This window comes from Qipengyuania zhejiangensis (assembly GCF_035607565.1).
Taxonomy (GTDB): domain Bacteria; phylum Pseudomonadota; class Alphaproteobacteria; order Sphingomonadales; family Sphingomonadaceae; genus Qipengyuania; species Qipengyuania zhejiangensis.
In genome coordinates, this window is the sequence record NZ_JAYKGO010000003.1 from 344,000 (window position 1) to 358,681 (window position 14,682).

18 protein-coding genes are annotated in these 14,682 nt (G+C 63.4%); 13 read left to right on the forward strand and 5 right to left on the reverse strand.

Features of this window, described 5'->3' with window-relative positions; genetic code table 11:
- Positions 1–13: 13 nt before the first annotated feature.
- Together VR863_RS09390 and VR863_RS09395 are read right to left on the reverse strand one after the other, a co-directional pair.
- Positions 14–1,030 (reverse strand): cysteine synthase A, encoded by a 1,017-nt coding sequence (locus tag VR863_RS09390; RefSeq protein WP_324828204.1) that lies wholly within the window; start codon positions 1,028–1,030, stop codon positions 14–16.
- A gap of 42 nt (positions 1,031–1,072) precedes the next feature.
- Positions 1,073–1,390, reverse strand: a complete 318-nt coding sequence (locus VR863_RS09395; protein WP_324828205.1) for a 2Fe-2S iron-sulfur cluster-binding protein — start codon at positions 1,388–1,390, stop codon at positions 1,073–1,075.
- 89 nt (positions 1,391–1,479) lie between these two features.
- Here VR863_RS09395 and VR863_RS09400 point away from each other — a divergent pair, with 89 nt between their 5' ends.
- From VR863_RS09400 to VR863_RS09410, 3 genes are read left to right on the forward strand one after another with little or no spacing between them, the layout of a single operon-like run.
- Positions 1,480–2,097, forward strand: coding sequence for a DNA-3-methyladenine glycosylase family protein (locus VR863_RS09400; RefSeq protein WP_324828206.1), 618 nt, complete (start codon positions 1,480–1,482; stop codon positions 2,095–2,097).
- 15 nt (positions 2,098–2,112) lie between these two features.
- On the forward strand, positions 2,113–2,919 hold the full coding sequence (locus VR863_RS09405) for an SDR family oxidoreductase (protein ID WP_324828207.1): 807 nt from the start codon (positions 2,113–2,115) through the stop codon (positions 2,917–2,919).
- Between the two features lies 1 nt (position 2,920).
- Complete coding sequence (locus VR863_RS09410) at positions 2,921–3,961, forward strand: alpha/beta hydrolase (RefSeq protein WP_324828208.1); 1,041 nt, start codon at positions 2,921–2,923, stop codon at positions 3,959–3,961.
- On the opposite strand, the gene VR863_RS09415 is transcribed toward VR863_RS09410, so the two are convergent.
- Positions 3,950–4,243, reverse strand: coding sequence for a 4a-hydroxytetrahydrobiopterin dehydratase (locus tag VR863_RS09415; RefSeq protein ID WP_324828209.1), 294 nt, complete (start codon positions 4,241–4,243; stop codon positions 3,950–3,952). The two genes, VR863_RS09410 and VR863_RS09415, sit on opposite strands and share 12 nt — an antisense overlap.
- 58 nt (positions 4,244–4,301) lie before the next feature.
- On the opposite strand from VR863_RS09415, the gene ccmA reads away from it, so the two are divergent.
- From ccmA to VR863_RS09430, 3 genes are all read left to right on the forward strand, one after another.
- Positions 4,302–4,883, forward strand: a complete 582-nt coding sequence (gene ccmA / locus VR863_RS09420) for a heme ABC exporter ATP-binding protein CcmA (RefSeq protein ID WP_324828210.1) — start codon at positions 4,302–4,304, stop codon at positions 4,881–4,883.
- Positions 4,880–5,539 (forward strand): heme exporter protein CcmB, encoded by a 660-nt coding sequence (locus VR863_RS09425; protein ID WP_324828211.1) that lies wholly within the window; start codon positions 4,880–4,882, stop codon positions 5,537–5,539. The genes ccmA and VR863_RS09425 overlap by 4 nt, the downstream gene beginning before the upstream one ends.
- A 105-nt stretch (positions 5,540–5,644) precedes the next feature.
- Positions 5,645–6,130, forward strand: coding sequence for a DUF2165 family protein (locus VR863_RS09430; RefSeq protein WP_324828212.1), 486 nt, complete (start codon positions 5,645–5,647; stop codon positions 6,128–6,130).
- A gap of 40 nt (positions 6,131–6,170) precedes the next feature.
- On the opposite strand, the gene map is transcribed toward VR863_RS09430, so the two are convergent.
- Positions 6,171–6,998 (reverse strand): type I methionyl aminopeptidase, encoded by an 828-nt coding sequence (map, locus tag VR863_RS09435; RefSeq protein ID WP_324828213.1) that lies wholly within the window; start codon positions 6,996–6,998, stop codon positions 6,171–6,173.
- Positions 6,999–7,039: 41 nt separating this feature from the next.
- Entirely contained in the window at positions 7,040–7,858 is an 819-nt protein-coding gene (locus tag VR863_RS09440) for a DUF3298 and DUF4163 domain-containing protein (RefSeq protein WP_324828214.1), read from the reverse strand.
- Between the two features lie 47 nt (positions 7,859–7,905).
- On the opposite strand from VR863_RS09440, the gene VR863_RS09445 reads away from it, so the two are divergent.
- From VR863_RS09445 to VR863_RS09475, 7 genes are all read left to right on the forward strand, one after another.
- Complete coding sequence (locus VR863_RS09445) at positions 7,906–9,294, forward strand: leucyl aminopeptidase family protein (protein ID WP_324828215.1); 1,389 nt, start codon at positions 7,906–7,908, stop codon at positions 9,292–9,294.
- 75 nt (positions 9,295–9,369) lie between these two features.
- Positions 9,370–9,723: a hypothetical protein gene (locus tag VR863_RS09450; RefSeq protein ID WP_324828216.1), complete on the forward strand. Its 354-nt coding sequence runs from the start codon at positions 9,370–9,372 to the stop codon at positions 9,721–9,723.
- A complete protein-coding gene (gene argC, locus VR863_RS09455) occupies positions 9,713–10,651 on the forward strand; it encodes an N-acetyl-gamma-glutamyl-phosphate reductase (RefSeq protein WP_324828217.1) in 939 nt (312 codons plus the stop codon). The genes VR863_RS09450 and argC overlap by 11 nt, the downstream gene beginning before the upstream one ends.
- A 215-nt stretch (positions 10,652–10,866) precedes the next feature.
- Positions 10,867–11,205 carry a P-II family nitrogen regulator gene (locus tag VR863_RS09460; RefSeq protein WP_324828218.1) on the forward strand — a complete coding sequence of 113 codons (339 nt, stop codon included), beginning with the start codon at positions 10,867–10,869 and terminating at the stop codon, positions 11,203–11,205.
- 56 nt (positions 11,206–11,261) lie between these two features.
- Positions 11,262–12,671 (forward strand): type I glutamate--ammonia ligase, encoded by a 1,410-nt coding sequence (glnA, locus tag VR863_RS09465; protein WP_324828219.1) that lies wholly within the window; start codon positions 11,262–11,264, stop codon positions 12,669–12,671.
- Positions 12,672–12,966: 295 nt separating this feature from the next.
- Positions 12,967–13,566: a lysozyme gene (locus VR863_RS09470; RefSeq protein ID WP_324828220.1), complete on the forward strand. Its 600-nt coding sequence runs from the start codon at positions 12,967–12,969 to the stop codon at positions 13,564–13,566.
- 85 nt (positions 13,567–13,651) lie between these two features.
- Entirely contained in the window at positions 13,652–14,677 is a 1,026-nt protein-coding gene (locus VR863_RS09475) for a splicing factor U2AF large subunit (RefSeq protein WP_324828221.1), read from the forward strand.
- Positions 14,678–14,682 lie beyond the last annotated feature (5 nt).

Sequence of the window (14,682 nt, forward strand, 5' to 3'; positions counted from 1 at the left end):
CGGGCGCGTTCAGTCAATCGCTCGATTGCAACCAGTCGAACACCGGCAGGTCTTTCGACGCCAGCCAGTCCCCGTTGTACAGGGTCGACAGATAGCGGAAACCGGTGTCGCACAGGATGGTGGCAACGCGGGGGTTTTCGCGGCCTTCGGCCACCAATTTCTGTCCCAGCGCAATTGCGCCCGCAACGTTGATCCCGCTCGACAACCCCAGGCACAGACCTTCTTCGCGCAGCAGCCGCGCAACCCATTCCAGCCCTTCTTCGTCGGAAATCCGGAACTGGGTATCGATCGGCGCCCCTTCGAGATTGCCGGTGATCCGGCCCTGGCCGATCCCTTCCGCGACCGAAGTCCCTTCGGCCTTCAGTTCGCCGTTGGCGTAATAATTGTAGAGCGCCGCGCCATGCGGGTCGGTCAGAGCGATGACGACGTTTTCGTCGAATTCCTTCAGACCCATGCCCACACCGGCGATGGTGCCGCCCGTACCGGCCGCGCAGGTAAAGCCGTCGACCCGGCCTTCCAGCTGTTCCCACAATTCGCGCGCCGTGCCTTCGATGTGCGCCTTGCGGTTGGCGGTGTTGTCGAACTGGTTGGCCCATACCGCGCCCGGCGTTTCTTCGGCCAACCGCCGGCTCGTGTGTACGAAGTGGTTGCAGTCCGCGAACTTGGTCGGCGGGACGGTCACAAGCTCGGCGCCAAGCGCCCGCAGCGTGTCCATCTTTTCCTTGGACTGGTTGTCCGGCATCACGATGATCGTGCGATAGCCAAGCGCGTTGGCGACCAGCGCAATACCGATACCGGTGTTGCCTGCCGTGCCTTCGACAACGGTGCCGCCCGGGCGCAATTCACCGCGCGCTTCGGCATCGCGGATAATGTACAGCGCCGCGCGATCCTTCACGGATGCGCCGGGATTGGCGAATTCGCACTTGCCGAAAATATCGCAGCCAGCCGCCGCGCTTGGTCCTTCGAGGCGGACAAGCGGGGTGTTGCCGATGAGGTCGAGCGTATGCTCGGTCGCGGGTAATGCAGTCATAAGGCGCGAGGTAGGATCAAGCCGACGCTGGCGCAAACAACATCAATCTTCAGGTGCGATAGTTACCTTCAACCCGTCCAGTTCGGGGGTGAACGGAATCTGGCACGAAAGGCGCGATGTCGCTTCGCGGTGCTCGGTCGATTCGAGCAGGTCGTCCTCGTCCTCGCTCATCGCAGGAAGCTTGTCGGCAAAGGCTGCATCCACATGCACATGGCAGGTGGCACACGAACAGCACCCGCCGCACAGCGCCAGAAGTTCATCGAACCCGTTGTCGCGGATGGCTTCCATCACGGTAAGGCCGTTCTCGACCTCGATTTCGGATGTTTCGCCTTCGCGGGTGGTGACGATCAGCTTGGGCATTGCGTGGTTCCTGTCTTGCGTGAGCGCCTCGGCGCGCCGTATGCGTCGGGCTGCTATTCAATCGGAAGCGGGAAGGCAAGCGTCACACTATGGGTCTGACCAACGCACAATTGCGCGATCACCTCGATACGGTCGCTGCGCGCGATGCCGTGGTCGCTAACGCGCTGGAGCGTTGCGGCTATCCCGAGGAACGACTCCGCCCCACCGGATACCGGACCTTGCTGCGCACCATCGTGGGCCAACAGGTCAGCGTGGCGGCGGCGGCATCGGTGTGGAACAAGCTCGAGGCCGAACTGGGCGAGGAGATGGCGGCCCACGAACTGCTGGCCCGCGATTTCGATACGCTGCGCGCCTGCGGCCTGTCGCGCCAGAAACAGGGTTATGCCCGCAGCCTGTGCGAACTGGTGGCCAACGGCGAACTCCTGCTCGACAGCCTCCCACCCGACGACGAGGCCGCGATTGCCGAACTGACGCGGATCAAGGGGATCGGGCGGTGGTCGGCCGAAATCTACCTGCTGTTTGCCGAAGGGCGCAAGGACATCTGGCCCGCCGGCGATCTGGCGGTGCAGGTGGCGTGCGGGAAAATGCTGGAGCTGGCCGAACGCCCGAGCGAGAAGGACACCCGCGAGCTGGCGGAAGGCTGGCGCCCCCATCGCGGGGCGATGGCCATTTTCACATGGCACGCCTATGCCAGCCCTGCATTGTGATCTGAGGGAGGAACCATGAGCAACCGCAAGGCAATTTTCATCACGGGTGGCGGATCCGGCATCGGCCGTGCCGTGGCCCTGTATTTCGGCGCGCGTGACTGGTTCGTCGGGCTGGGGGATGTCGATCAGGCCGGCATGGACGAAACGGCCAAGCTCATCGGCCACGGCTTCACCTATTCGCACAAGTTCGACGTGCGCGACCGCGCTGCATGGGACGATGCGCTGGACGCATTTTCCACCGCGGCGGGCGGGCGGATCGATGTGGTCTTCAACAACGCCGGCGTTGCGCTGGGCGGCGCGTTGCTCGACAATTCGACGGGCGAAATCGAACGTTGCCTCGACATCAACCTGAAAGGCGTCCTCTTCGGCGCACAGGCGGCTTACCCGCATCTGAAGAAAACCGCGCCGGGATCATGCCTGCTCAACACCGCCAGCGCTGCGGGTGTTTACGGCACGCCGGGCGCCAGCGTCTATTCGGCCACAAAATTCGGCGTGCGCGCGATTACCGAAAGCCTCGACGCCGAATGGGCAGATGACGGCATCGTGGTGCGTTCGCTGATGCCCAGCTTCATCGACACGCCGCTTCTGGACCAGGCCCCCAACGCGCAGAGCAACGAGGGCATACGCGACCGCGTGATTGCCTCCGGACTGGAAATCACCCCGGTCGAGGAAGTCGCCAAGGCTGCCTGGGAAGCGGTCCACTCAGACAGGCTGCACACGCTTGTCGGCAAATCGGCCAAGCAGATGGCTTTCGCCGCGCGCTGGCTGCCCGGACGTCTCCGCAAGCAGAACCGCGAAAGTTCGCGTCCCTTGGGAAAATAGCATGATCAGACAGTTGCTTGGCGCCCTCGCCCTTGTGGCGGGCACCCCTGCTTCGGCTCAATTGCAGGACGGCGAACCGTTCGCGATCGCGACCACCTACACCGTCGTGTCGAAGATCCTGGAGGGCGGCGAACGCAAGGTGTCGGTCCGTCTGCCGGTGGAATACGAAAGCGAACCCGATCGCAGATTTCCGGTCGTCTACGTGCTCGACGGTGGGCCGGACCAGGACTTCGCCCATATCGCCGGCATCGCCCAGAGCCGCGAGATGAACTACAGTTTCGAGCCGTTCATTCTTGTCGGCATCGAAAGCGTGAACCGTCGGCATGAACTGGCACCGCCGGTGGTCGACCCTGTACCATACGAAGAAATGCTGCGCGCAGTGCCGGGCGGGTCACCCGATTATCGCCGCTTTCTGGCGGAAGAACTCAAGCCGCTGGTCGAAGCCACGTTCCGCACCGACGGGCACGATGCGATCATGGGCGAATCGCTGGCCGCGCTGTTCGTGGTCGAAACGCTTCTGGAAACCCCGGAACTGTTCGACGACTACATCGCCATTTCCCCATCGCTGTGGTGGGAAGGAATGAAATACGGGCGCGAAGCGGGTGCCTATTTCGCGCGGCACGAGGCGGGAAATCGGCGTCTTTACCTGACCACGGCGAACGAAGGCGACTGGCACCGTGAAGGTGCCGAACGACTGGTGCAGGCGCTGCGCACCGACGCGCCCGATGGCCTGACCTGGACATTCGTCGACGCCGGCGAAACGGAAACGCATGGAACGCTCTATCACCCGATGGCGCTCGACGCCTTTCGCGCGCTCTACGGAACGCCGGGTCGCGAATACAAGGGCCATCCGCTGATCGGCGGGCCTGCAATCACCGAGCGCAGCGCAGCGGAAAATGCGCTGCTCGAACAGGAATGCGCGCGCGAGAACAGCGAACCGATGACCCCCGGAACCGCCGAACGTTCGCGCGAGGCGATCTATTACCGGTGCCTGCTGCTGGACCTTGGCCCGGTGCCGCGTGAAGGGACGCTAGGCCAGTAGCGCGTCGATCTTGCGCGCCATCTTCACATCACGCAGCGACAATCCGCCTGCGTCATGCGTGGTCAGCGTGATTTCGACCTTGTCGTAAACGTTGAACCATTCGGGGTGATGATCGCGCTTCTCCGCCAGGATCGCCACGCGGGTCATGAATCCGAACGCTTCGGAGAAATCGCCGAACTGGAACGTGCGTTCAATCGCCTCGCCATCGCGCGCAAGGGACCAGTTGGGCAAGGCAGCCAGCCAGCTGGTGCGTTCGTCACCGGTGAGTTTTTCGACCGACATCGCCTGCGAATCTCCTGTTGCTTGTCGCGCGGGCGGCTTTTGCCTATCGCCCTTCACCATGCAAGCGAACCTCGCCGCGAACGACCTGGCCTGCCGCCGCGGCGACCGTCTGCTTTTTCGCGGACTGTCGTTGCAATGCGGCGCTGGCGACGCGGTGCATGTTGCCGGGCCAAATGGTATCGGCAAGTCCAGCCTGATCCGCATCCTGGCCGGTTTGCTGCGCCCTTTTGCCGGTGAAATTGCGCGTACCGGCAGCGTGGGACTGATCGATGAACGCCTCGCTCTCGACCCCAACCAGCCGCTGGGCAAGGCGCTCGATTTCTGGGAGCGGCTGGACGGGTGCGGCGATCCGGGGCGCGCCCTGGAAATCCTGCAACTGCACGCTCTCATGGATATTCCTGTGCGATACCTGTCCACAGGCCAGAAAAAGCGCGCCGCCTTTGCCCGCCTTCTGAACGGCGCACCGCGTATCTGGCTGCTCGACGAACCGCTGAACGGGCTGGATGCGCAAGCGGCGCGAAGCGTGGAAGCGCTGGTTGCGCAGCATTGCGATGCAGGCGGCATCGCCGTTGTCGCATCGCACCAACCGATGGCGCTGCCCGGAACGCACACCCTTGCGATCGAGGATTACGCGGCATGAGCACGGCCGCAACCCTGCTTCGCCGCGACCTTGCGCTGCTGGTGCCGGGCGGACGCGGCGGCGGCGGCGTGCTGCCGCTGCTGTTCTTCCTCGCGGTTGCGATGCTGTATCCCTTTGCCGTCGGGCCCGACGCGCAATTGCTTGCCAGGACAGGCGGCGGCGTGATCTGGATCGCCGCCTTGCTTGCCGCGATCCTGCCGCTGGAAAAACTTGTCGCCGGCGATCTGGATGCCGGCGTGTTCGATCAACTCTCGCTGCGCGGCGTATCGGAAGAACTCGCAATGGCGGTGCGGCTGGTTGCCCATTGGCTGGCGTTTGCGCCGTTGCTGTTGCTCGCCACCCTGCCGGCCGCCGCCTTGCTTGGCCTGTCGGCGGAGACGACACGGACCGTGCTTCTCGGGCTTCTGGCCGGAACGCCCGGCCTTGCTGCCGTTGGCCTTGCGGTGGCCGCGCTGACAGCATCCTTGCGCGGCGGGGCGGCGCTTTCGGGGCTGATGGTGATCCCGCTTGCGGTGCCGATCCTGATCTTCGGTGCCGGCGCGCTGGCACGTCCCGATCCGGGCGGTTTGATGCTGGCCGCCGCGATCAGCCTGGGGCTTTGCGCGGTCTCGCCCATCGCTGCCGGAGCAGCCATCAGGGCTGCGCGGGAGAGTTGAGCCCCAGCCCCTGCATGGCGCGCATATCGGTGCGATTTCCCGCCTGATTTGCTTGCGCACGGCCATTTGGCTACCCTGCCCGTCGGGTCGCATGGAGGGGGAACCATGCTACGTTTACTCAAAGCCTCGCTGGTCATGTTCATCGGCCTGCACGCGCTGTTCTACGCGCTTCAGAACATCGCCAATCTGTCGGCTGCCCACGGGGCGCTGGTCTATGTGTTGAGCGGCGCGGACCACGAAGTCTATCCGGCGACCCTGTTCTTCAAGCTGGCCAATCCCGCTTTCAGCTGGGCCGCACTGGCGCTGGTGCTCGCGGGTGAATTCGCCGTTTCCTATTTCGGTATCAAGGGCGGCCTCGACCTGTTCAGGGCGCGCACCGGATCGGCCGAGGAATTTCACGCGGCCAAGCGTTCGGGCGTGATCGCCGCGGCGTTGGCTCTGGCCGTGTGGTTCGGCTTCTTCATGACCTTCGGGGCGGCATTCTTCCAGATGTGGCAGACCCAGGTGGGCACGGGATCGATGGAAGGTGCCTTCATGTATTCGATGGCATCGGCAATAACGATGCTGTTCGTCTGCCTTACCGACGATTGACCATGCGCAGACCGTGGCCCGCGCCGGAAATCCGCCCCGTTCAATAAGGCGGCTGGTGCAGGCCTTTGGGGCTTTCGGTAAAGATTTCGACGCCGTTTTCGGTGAGGCCGATCGAATGTTCGAACTGCGCCGAAAGCGACTTGTCGCGCGTCACCGCCGTCCAGCCGTCACCGAGGATCTTGGCGTGCGGCCGACCAAGGTTGATCATCGGTTCGATGGTGAAGAACATGCCGGGCTTGAGTTCGGGACCGGTTCCGGCGCGCGCGGCGTGAATCACCTCGGGCGCATCGTGGAACAGGCGACCCAGTCCATGGCCGCAGAACTCCTGCACAACACCATAGCGGAACTGGCGCGCATGGGCTTCGATCACGGCCCCGATATCACCCAGCCGGGCACCCGGTTTCGCAGCCGCTTCGATGCCCAACATCAGGCATTCATAGGTCACTTCGACCAGTTTGCGCGCCTTTAGCGGCACATCGCCGGCGAAATACATGCGGCTGGTATCTCCGTGCCAGCCATCCAGAAGCGGGGTGACATCGATGTTGACGATATCACCGTCCTTGAGCGCCTTGTCGGACGGAATACCGTGGCAGATCACGTGGTTGATCGACGTGCAGCAGCTGTGCGTATACCCGCGGTATCCCATGGTTGCGGGGACCGCACCGGCATCGAGCGTCATCGTGCGGACCAGATCGTCGATCTCGCCCGTGGTCACGCCGGGCTGCACGAACGTGGTCAATTCATCGAGGATTTCGGCCGCCAGGCGGCCCGCCTTGCGCATACCTTCGAAACCGTCGGGTCCATGCAGCTTGATGGTCCCGTCACGGTAAACGGTCTGGTCGCCTTCGATCACCTGATATTCTGTCATGCGCGCCCATGTAGCGACTGACGCTACAAATTGCGAGACTGTCAGCGTCGAACGCTGAATGCCTGCACGAATTCGGGTTTCACCGCATCGATGACGGCAGAGGTAACGGGGAAATCGAGCTCGTAGTCCCCTTCCGCATAGGGACCGGCCACATAGGGCCCGAAATAGACCGCGATCCGGTTGAACGTCTTGCCATCCGACGATCCTATCAGGACGCTGGCCTCGTTCACCGCCGGGCACTGATCGAAGAACGCGTCCCCGCCCCGGTCGACCGGGATACCCCGCTTCGTCTCGCGGGCTTTATCGAGGCTGTCGCACAAAGCCGAACCCAGCGCCTGTTCCAGCGCGACGGGCGAACGGAACAGGGCAATTCCGTCCATCGCCTTCTTTGCCGATTTGTCCCACACCAGCGACTGGAGGCCGTACATGCCGTGCGCGCCGCCCGAATAGGACGTGATGCGGCCCGACAGGCTAAGGTAACCGGGAATGTCGGCAACCACTTGCCATTCCTTCGATGAACTCACCTGGCGCGGCTCCCAATCCTGCCCTTCGGCGCTCTGCCAAAGATCGTCGGCTTCGACCTTCAGTTCGTCGCGGATTGCGCTGGCATCGGCTTCCAGCACGCTGACCAGATCGGGGTTCGCACCGACCTCGCGCGGCCACGAATAGGCGAAGATATAGCGTTCGGTTTCCTCCTCGATCACCCGGGCATCCTGCGTCCGCGCATCGCCATCAGCGGCAGTTGCTGCGGCATCTGGGGCGGCACTGTCCGTGACGCCGGTTTTCTCCTTGTAGTCCTGCGCGTCGCTGCACCCTGCACTCGACAGGGCCAGCGAAATCAGGAACAGGGGCGCACGCATCGCGATTTCCTTCGCATACAAGAACGAACATGAGGCTCGCCCCGACCATGGCCGACACAACGCCGCTTATCCAGCCCGACAAGGGCCAGGATGCCATCGCCATCCATCTCGTCAACCGGGACGGGTTCCCCGCCTGGGTCAAGAAGCTTTCGGCAGGCCAGCGCGCCGCGCTCGCCGGGCAGAAGTTCGATGGCAGCGGATATCAGGTGGGCATCGTGCCCGACGGCGACAGCTGGTTTGCCGTGGGCGGTGTGTCCTATCCCGAAAACCTGTCGAGCTGGTGCCTGGCCAAGCTTGCCGAAACGCTGCCCGAAGGCACGTACCGCCGGGAAGGGGGCGAGCCCGGACCGGCGCTGCACGGCTGGCAATTGGGCCAGTATGTTTTCGACCGTTACAAGAAACCCGAACGGCCCGTGGGCGCGCGGGTCCTGTTGACCAAGGAAGTCGGCAAGATCGACGGTGCGATTGCCGAAGCCGGGGCCGTCCGCCTGGTCCGCGACCTGGTCAACACTCCTGCCGAAGACATGGGGCCCGAAGCCCTCGAGGCGCAGTGCGAAACGCTCGCCAAGGCTCACTCCGCAACGCTCAAGGTCACCAAGGGCGACGCGCTGGAACGCGAATACCCGATGGTCCACGCCGTGGGCCGCGCGGCGGCGCGCCATCATGCGCCGCGCCTGCTGCACCTGACATGGGGCAAGGAAACCGATCCGGTTCTGGCGATCGTCGGCAAGGGTGTGTGCTTTGATTCCGGCGGGCTCGATGTGAAGAGTTCGGCCGGGATGCTGTTGATGAAGAAGGACATGGGCGGCGCAGCCCATGCCATTGCGCTGGCCGGTCTGGTCATGGGGGCCGGTCTCAAGGTTCGTCTGCACCTGCTTGTGCCCGCCGTCGAAAACGCGATTTCAGGCAATTCCTTCCGCCCGGGCGATGTCCTCGCCAGCCGCAAGGGCATCACGGTGGAAATCGGCAACACGGATGCGGAAGGGCGGCTGGTTCTTGCCGATGCCCTGCAACGCGCAACCGAGGAACAGCCCGAGCTTATTCTCGACTTCGCAACGCTGACCGGCGCCGCGCGTATCGCCTTGGGACCGGATTTTCCCGCGCTTATGACCCGCAGGGACGATACCGCGGCGGCGCTGATCGAAGCGGGCAAGGCACACGATGACGAACCCTGGCGCCTGCCCCTGCCCGACGCCTATCGCGAATGGCTCAACTCGGACATCGCCGACACCAACAACGCGCACCCCAACGCGTTTGCGGGTGCCAGCGTGGCAGGCCTGTTCCTCGACAAGTTCGTCGGAGAAGGGCTGGACTGGGCGCATTTCGATACGTTCGCGTGGCGGCCCGCGACCAAGCCGGGCCGGCCGAAGGGCGGCGATGCCTATGGTTTGCGCGCCGCGTGGCACATGCTGGCCAAGCGTTTCGGTGGAGCGTGACCGGCCCATGCCTTGCGGGATTGCGCCCGCAAGGTTAAGCGCCTGCAACGCCAACAGTCGAGACCAGAAAACTACGTGACCGGGCCTGCCAGCTACTCTCTTCCCGAAGGCATCGTCGGACTGAAAGGTCCCGTTGACCGGCCCGCCCCCGGGACGCTGCCCTTGCGCGGCGATCTGGCCCATATCGCGCTGGCCGGACGCTATCTCGCCGCGCATTACGTGATCCCGCAGATCCGTTCGATCGGTAGCACGGGCGTGGTCATGAAACTGGCCATGCGCGACGATGCCGACGACGGGGCATCCCTTGACGCGGGCGAACCGATCGAACTGCTGGACGTCGCGGGCAACTGGGCCTGGATCACCCGCGGACCGGACGGGCCGAGCGGGTATGTCAAACTTGACACGCTGGCGCCCGACAGTGGCGCATAAGGTCTTCATCGACGGGGCGGCAGGAACGACCGGGCTGGAAATTGCCGAGCGGCTGCAGGGCCGCAGCGAATTCACGCTTATCGCCCTCGACGATACCCGCCGCAAGGATACCGGCGCCCGGCGCGAAGCGCTGAACGAAGCCGATATCGCCATCCTTTGCCTTCCGGACGATGCCGCGCGCGAAGCGGTTGCCCTGATCGATCCCGCCGGCGGCACCCGCGTCATCGACGCGTCGAGCGCCCACCGCACGATGGGGGGATGGTGCTATGGCTTTCCCGAACTCGTCGGGCAGGACCGGGTGGCCGAAGCGCGCCGGATCAGCAATCCGGGCTGTTACCCCACGGGTTTCCTCGCCCTTGTCGCCCCCTTGGTGCGCGCAGGACTGCTGCCCGCCGACTGGCCCTATACCGTCAACGCGGTGAGCGGTTATTCGGGCGGCGGCAAGGCGTTGATCGAACGCTTCGAAACCGAGGGCGCACCCGCCTTCCGCGCCTATGGCTACGACTTGGCGCACAAACATCTGCCCGAAATGAAAGCGCATGCCGGGCTGGACCACGATGTCATCTTCGCACCGGCGGTGGCCTCGGCCTACCGCGGCATGGTCGTTGAAGTACCGTTGCACCTCGGGGCGATGCAGGGCGATCCGACGGCCGATGCGTTGCGTGATGCGCTGCGCGAGTTCTACCAGGGCTCGGCGGTCGTTTCGGTCGCAGACGGCGGCGCCGTCGGCGAACTGACCCTTGAACCGAACGCGGCGCCATCCGACGCAATGGAACTGTACGTTTTCGGCAACGCCGGTGGCTGGCACGCCCGCCTCGTCGCGCGGCTCGACAATCTCGGCAAGGGCGCAAGCGGGGCGGCTGTCCAGTCGCTCAACCTGCTGTGCGGGCTGCCGGAAATCGCAGGCCTTCGCCTACCTTCTGCCTAAAAATTAGGCACGGTACGACCGATGGTTGGGCACATCCTCGCCCACCACCGCTGACCCATTGCGCCCGAGGCGCCCATCCCTTCGCAAAAATTGCGCCAACACGGTTTGGACAGGACGGTTTCTTCGTCTAGGCCGTCCATCTGCGGTCTTGGCACGATTCTTGGATTGCAGATCGGTGAGAATGGGCATCGGTCCATGCGGGAGCTGTAGACGACGTGAAAAAGATCGAAGCGATCATCAAGCCCTTCAAGCTCGACGAGGTGAAGGAGGCGCTGCACGAAATCGGCGTTTCCGGCATCACCGTGACCGAAGCCAAGGGGTTCGGGCGCCAGAAGGGCCACACCGAACTGTATCGCGGCGCCGAATACGTCGTCGATTTCCTGCCCAAGGTTAAGCTCGAAGTTATCGTCAACGACGACATCGCCGAACGCACCGTGGAAGCCATCGCCGCCGCCGCCCAGACCGGCCGGATCGGCGACGGCAAGATTTTCGTCTCGCCGATCGAAAGCGCTCTCCGCATTCGAACCGGCGAGAGGGACAACGACGCAATCTGATCAACCGCGCGCCACGCGGCGCGGCACGTATTCCAGTTCAAACGGAGGCAATACCAATGGCAAGTGCAAAGGACGTCCTGAAACAGATCAAGGACGACGGTATCGAGTGGGTCGATCTGCGCTTCACCGATCCCAAGGGCAAATGGCACCACCTGACCATGGTTGCCAGGGTCCTGGGTGAAGACGAGCTCGAAGATGGCCTGATGTTCGACGGTTCCTCGATCGCCGGCTGGAAGGTCATCAACGAAAGCGACATGATCCTGAAACCGGATCTCGATCGCGTCTATGTCGACCCGTTCAGCGCCGAGCCCATGATGATCTTGTTCTGCGACATCGTCGAACCATCGACCGGTGAATGGTACGCCCGCGACCCGCGCACGACCGCCAAGCGCGCCGAAGCCTTCCTGAAGTCGACCGGTATCGGCGACACGATCTACGTCGGCCCCGAAGCCGAGTTCTTCATGTTCGACGATGTCCGCTTCGAAGACGGCTATGCCGCTTCGGGTTACGCCATCGACGATATCGAACTGCCCACCAACACCGGGAAGGAATACGAAAGCGGCAACCTGGCCCACCGTCCCCGTGCCAAGGGCGGTTATTTCCCCGTCGCCCCGGTCGACAGCGCCGTCGACATTCGCGGTGAAATGGTCGCAACGATGCTCGAAATGGGCCTGCCGTGCGACAAGCATCACCACGAAGTTGCCGCCGCGCAGCACGAACTGGGCGTCACCTTCGGCACCTTGGTCGAAACCGCCGACAACATGCAGATCTACAAGTATGTCGTGCACCAGGTCGCCCATGCCTATGGCAAGACCGCGACCTTCATGCCCAAGCCGATCAAGGACGATAACGGATCGGGCATGCACACGCACATGTCGATCTGGGAAAATGGCAAGCCGACCTTCGCGGGCAATGGCTATGCCGGCCTGTCGGACAACTGCCTCTATTACATCGGCGGCGTCATCAAGCACGCCAAGGCGCTGAACGCGTTCACCAACCCCACGACCAACAGCTACAAGCGCCTGGTTCCGGGTTTCGAAGCGCCTGTGTTGCTGGCCTATTCGGCCCGTAACCGCTCGGCATCGTGCCGCATCCCCTATGGTGCGGGCGACAAGGCGAAGCGCGTGGAATTCCGTTTCCCCGATGCGATGGCCAACCCCTACCTTGCTTATGCGGCGCTGCTCATGGCGGGCCTCGACGGGATCCAGAACAAGATCCACCCGGGCGAAGCGATGGACAAGAACCTGTACGATCTGCCGCCCGCCGAACTGGCCGACGTGCCGACCGTGTGCGGTTCGCTGCGTGAAGCGCTGGAATCGCTCGAAGCGGACCACGAATTCCTGCTCCAGGGCGATGTCTTCACCAAGGACCAGATCGAAGCCTACGCCGAACTCAAGTGGGAAGAAGTCATGCGCGTCGAAACCACGCCATGCGCCGCTGAATTCGACATGTATTACAGCGCGTAATCCCAACGCGAATACGGATTACCTCCATGATCGCGCAAGATTTGCGTGTCATGGAGTGGCAATCACCGAGGAGGGCGTCCGGATCAAACCGAACGCCCTTTTCGTTTTCTGTGTCCGGCTAACCCGTCATGCTGTCGCCCACCTACCTTTGGGGCGGAGATACCGGCAGCGGCGGGGCATCAATTATCTGCACGCGCCGCAACGGCACCCGCACCACATGCCGAAATGATTTTCCTACTCGCGCCTTTGGCGCCTACTTCGCCTGTCTCGTATCTCCCCGGAAAGAGGCAAAGCCATGCAGCGCAAACGCGTTTTCGATTTCGTCCGCACACTTCTTGGACGCGGGTTTCGCCAATCCGAAGTCGATGCGCTCGACCGGATACTCGACGCAGCAGACGAAGTTTCGCAAGGCGACGCCGCGACCGTGGCGCCGCTGGCGGTCGGTGGCGCGGGTGTCCGCCTGATCAAACGGTTCGAAGGCTGCGCGCGGCTCCAGCCCGATGGAACCGTGAAAGCCTATCCCGACCCGGGTACCGGCGGTGTGCCTTGGACCATCGGCTGGGGTGCGACCGGTCCGGATATCGGCCCGGCGACGATCTGGACCCAAGAGCAATGCGACGCGCGCCTGGTGCAGGACATTGCCCGCCACGCGCACGATGTGGCCGAAACGCTTGGCGATGCGCCGACCACCCAGAACCAGTTCGACGCGCTCGTCAGCTTCCACTTCAACACCGGGGCCATCGGCCGATCAACTCTGGCAAAGCGCCATGTCGCTGGCGATTTTACCGGCGCGGCGGCGGAATTCTTGCGATGGAACCGCGCGGGTGAGCGGGTGATGAAAGGGTTGGTCCGGCGCCGTCGCGAAGAAGCCACGCTTTACCGCTCGAACAGCTGAACGCAGCACAACGAAGCGGATAGGCGCCGAAACCGTGGAACCCGTTGCCAAACCGAGCCGTTGAGGGGGCAAAAGGAGACTTGAAATGCGTTATTTACTGAGCGGTGCGGCTGCGGTCGCACTTGCCGCCAGCGGCGCACTTGCCCAGCCGGGAAACGGTAACGGAAAAGATTCCGGCGATCGGGGCAAACCCGCTGCAGCATCGATGAAACAGGTAAACGGCAACGGTAACGGCAACAGCGCAAAGCGCGACCGTGAGCCGAATAGGGCGGTCGAACGTGATCGCGCACCGGACGCGTCACGCCAGCGCGATGCAAAGGCCGAAAAGTCCGAGCGGCGTGTAGCCACCCCTTCCCTCAAGGCTGAAAAGCGCGAGATCAACAGCGTCGAACGTGATGTCGAACGCAGGGTTGAACGCCGTGTCGAAACCCGTTCCGGCGACAGCAGGAACAGGGATGGCCGCCTGATCGACCGTGTGGTGTTCAACCGCGATCGGGAGCTTCTCCGCCTCGACCGTTCGCGCGATCTGATCGACGGGTGCCCTCCCGGCCTTCGCAAGAAGAACAACGGCTGTCTTCCGCCCGGTCAGGCGAAGAAGCAATACGCCGACCGCGGCCTGTTCGGCTACGATTATCGGCCAGGCCTGTTCGGGCTGAGCAGCTATTCCAGCGGGCGCTACATGTATAACGACGGCTACCTGCTGCGGCTTGGCAGCGGTGGTGGGATCGGGGGCTATATCCCGCTCCTCGGCGGCGCCCTGTCGATCGGCAACCCGTGGCCCAGCTCGTATACTTACAACCGCGTGCCCGACTATTATGTCGACTATTACAATCTGGGCGGTAGCGACCGGTATCGGTATGCCGACAACGTGATCTACCGCGTCGATCCCGAAGACGCGGCCATCCTTTCGGTCGCGGCGCTGTTGACCGGAGACGAGTTTTCGATCGGGCAGCCCATGCCGAGCGGATACGACGTCTATAACGTCCCTTACGCCTACCGCGATCGGTACTACGACACGCCGGAAGCGTCCTACCGTTATTCCGACGGGTACGTTTACCGCGTGGACCCCAAAACCCAGCTCGTGGCAGCCGCCATCGACCTGTTGATCTGAAGGAG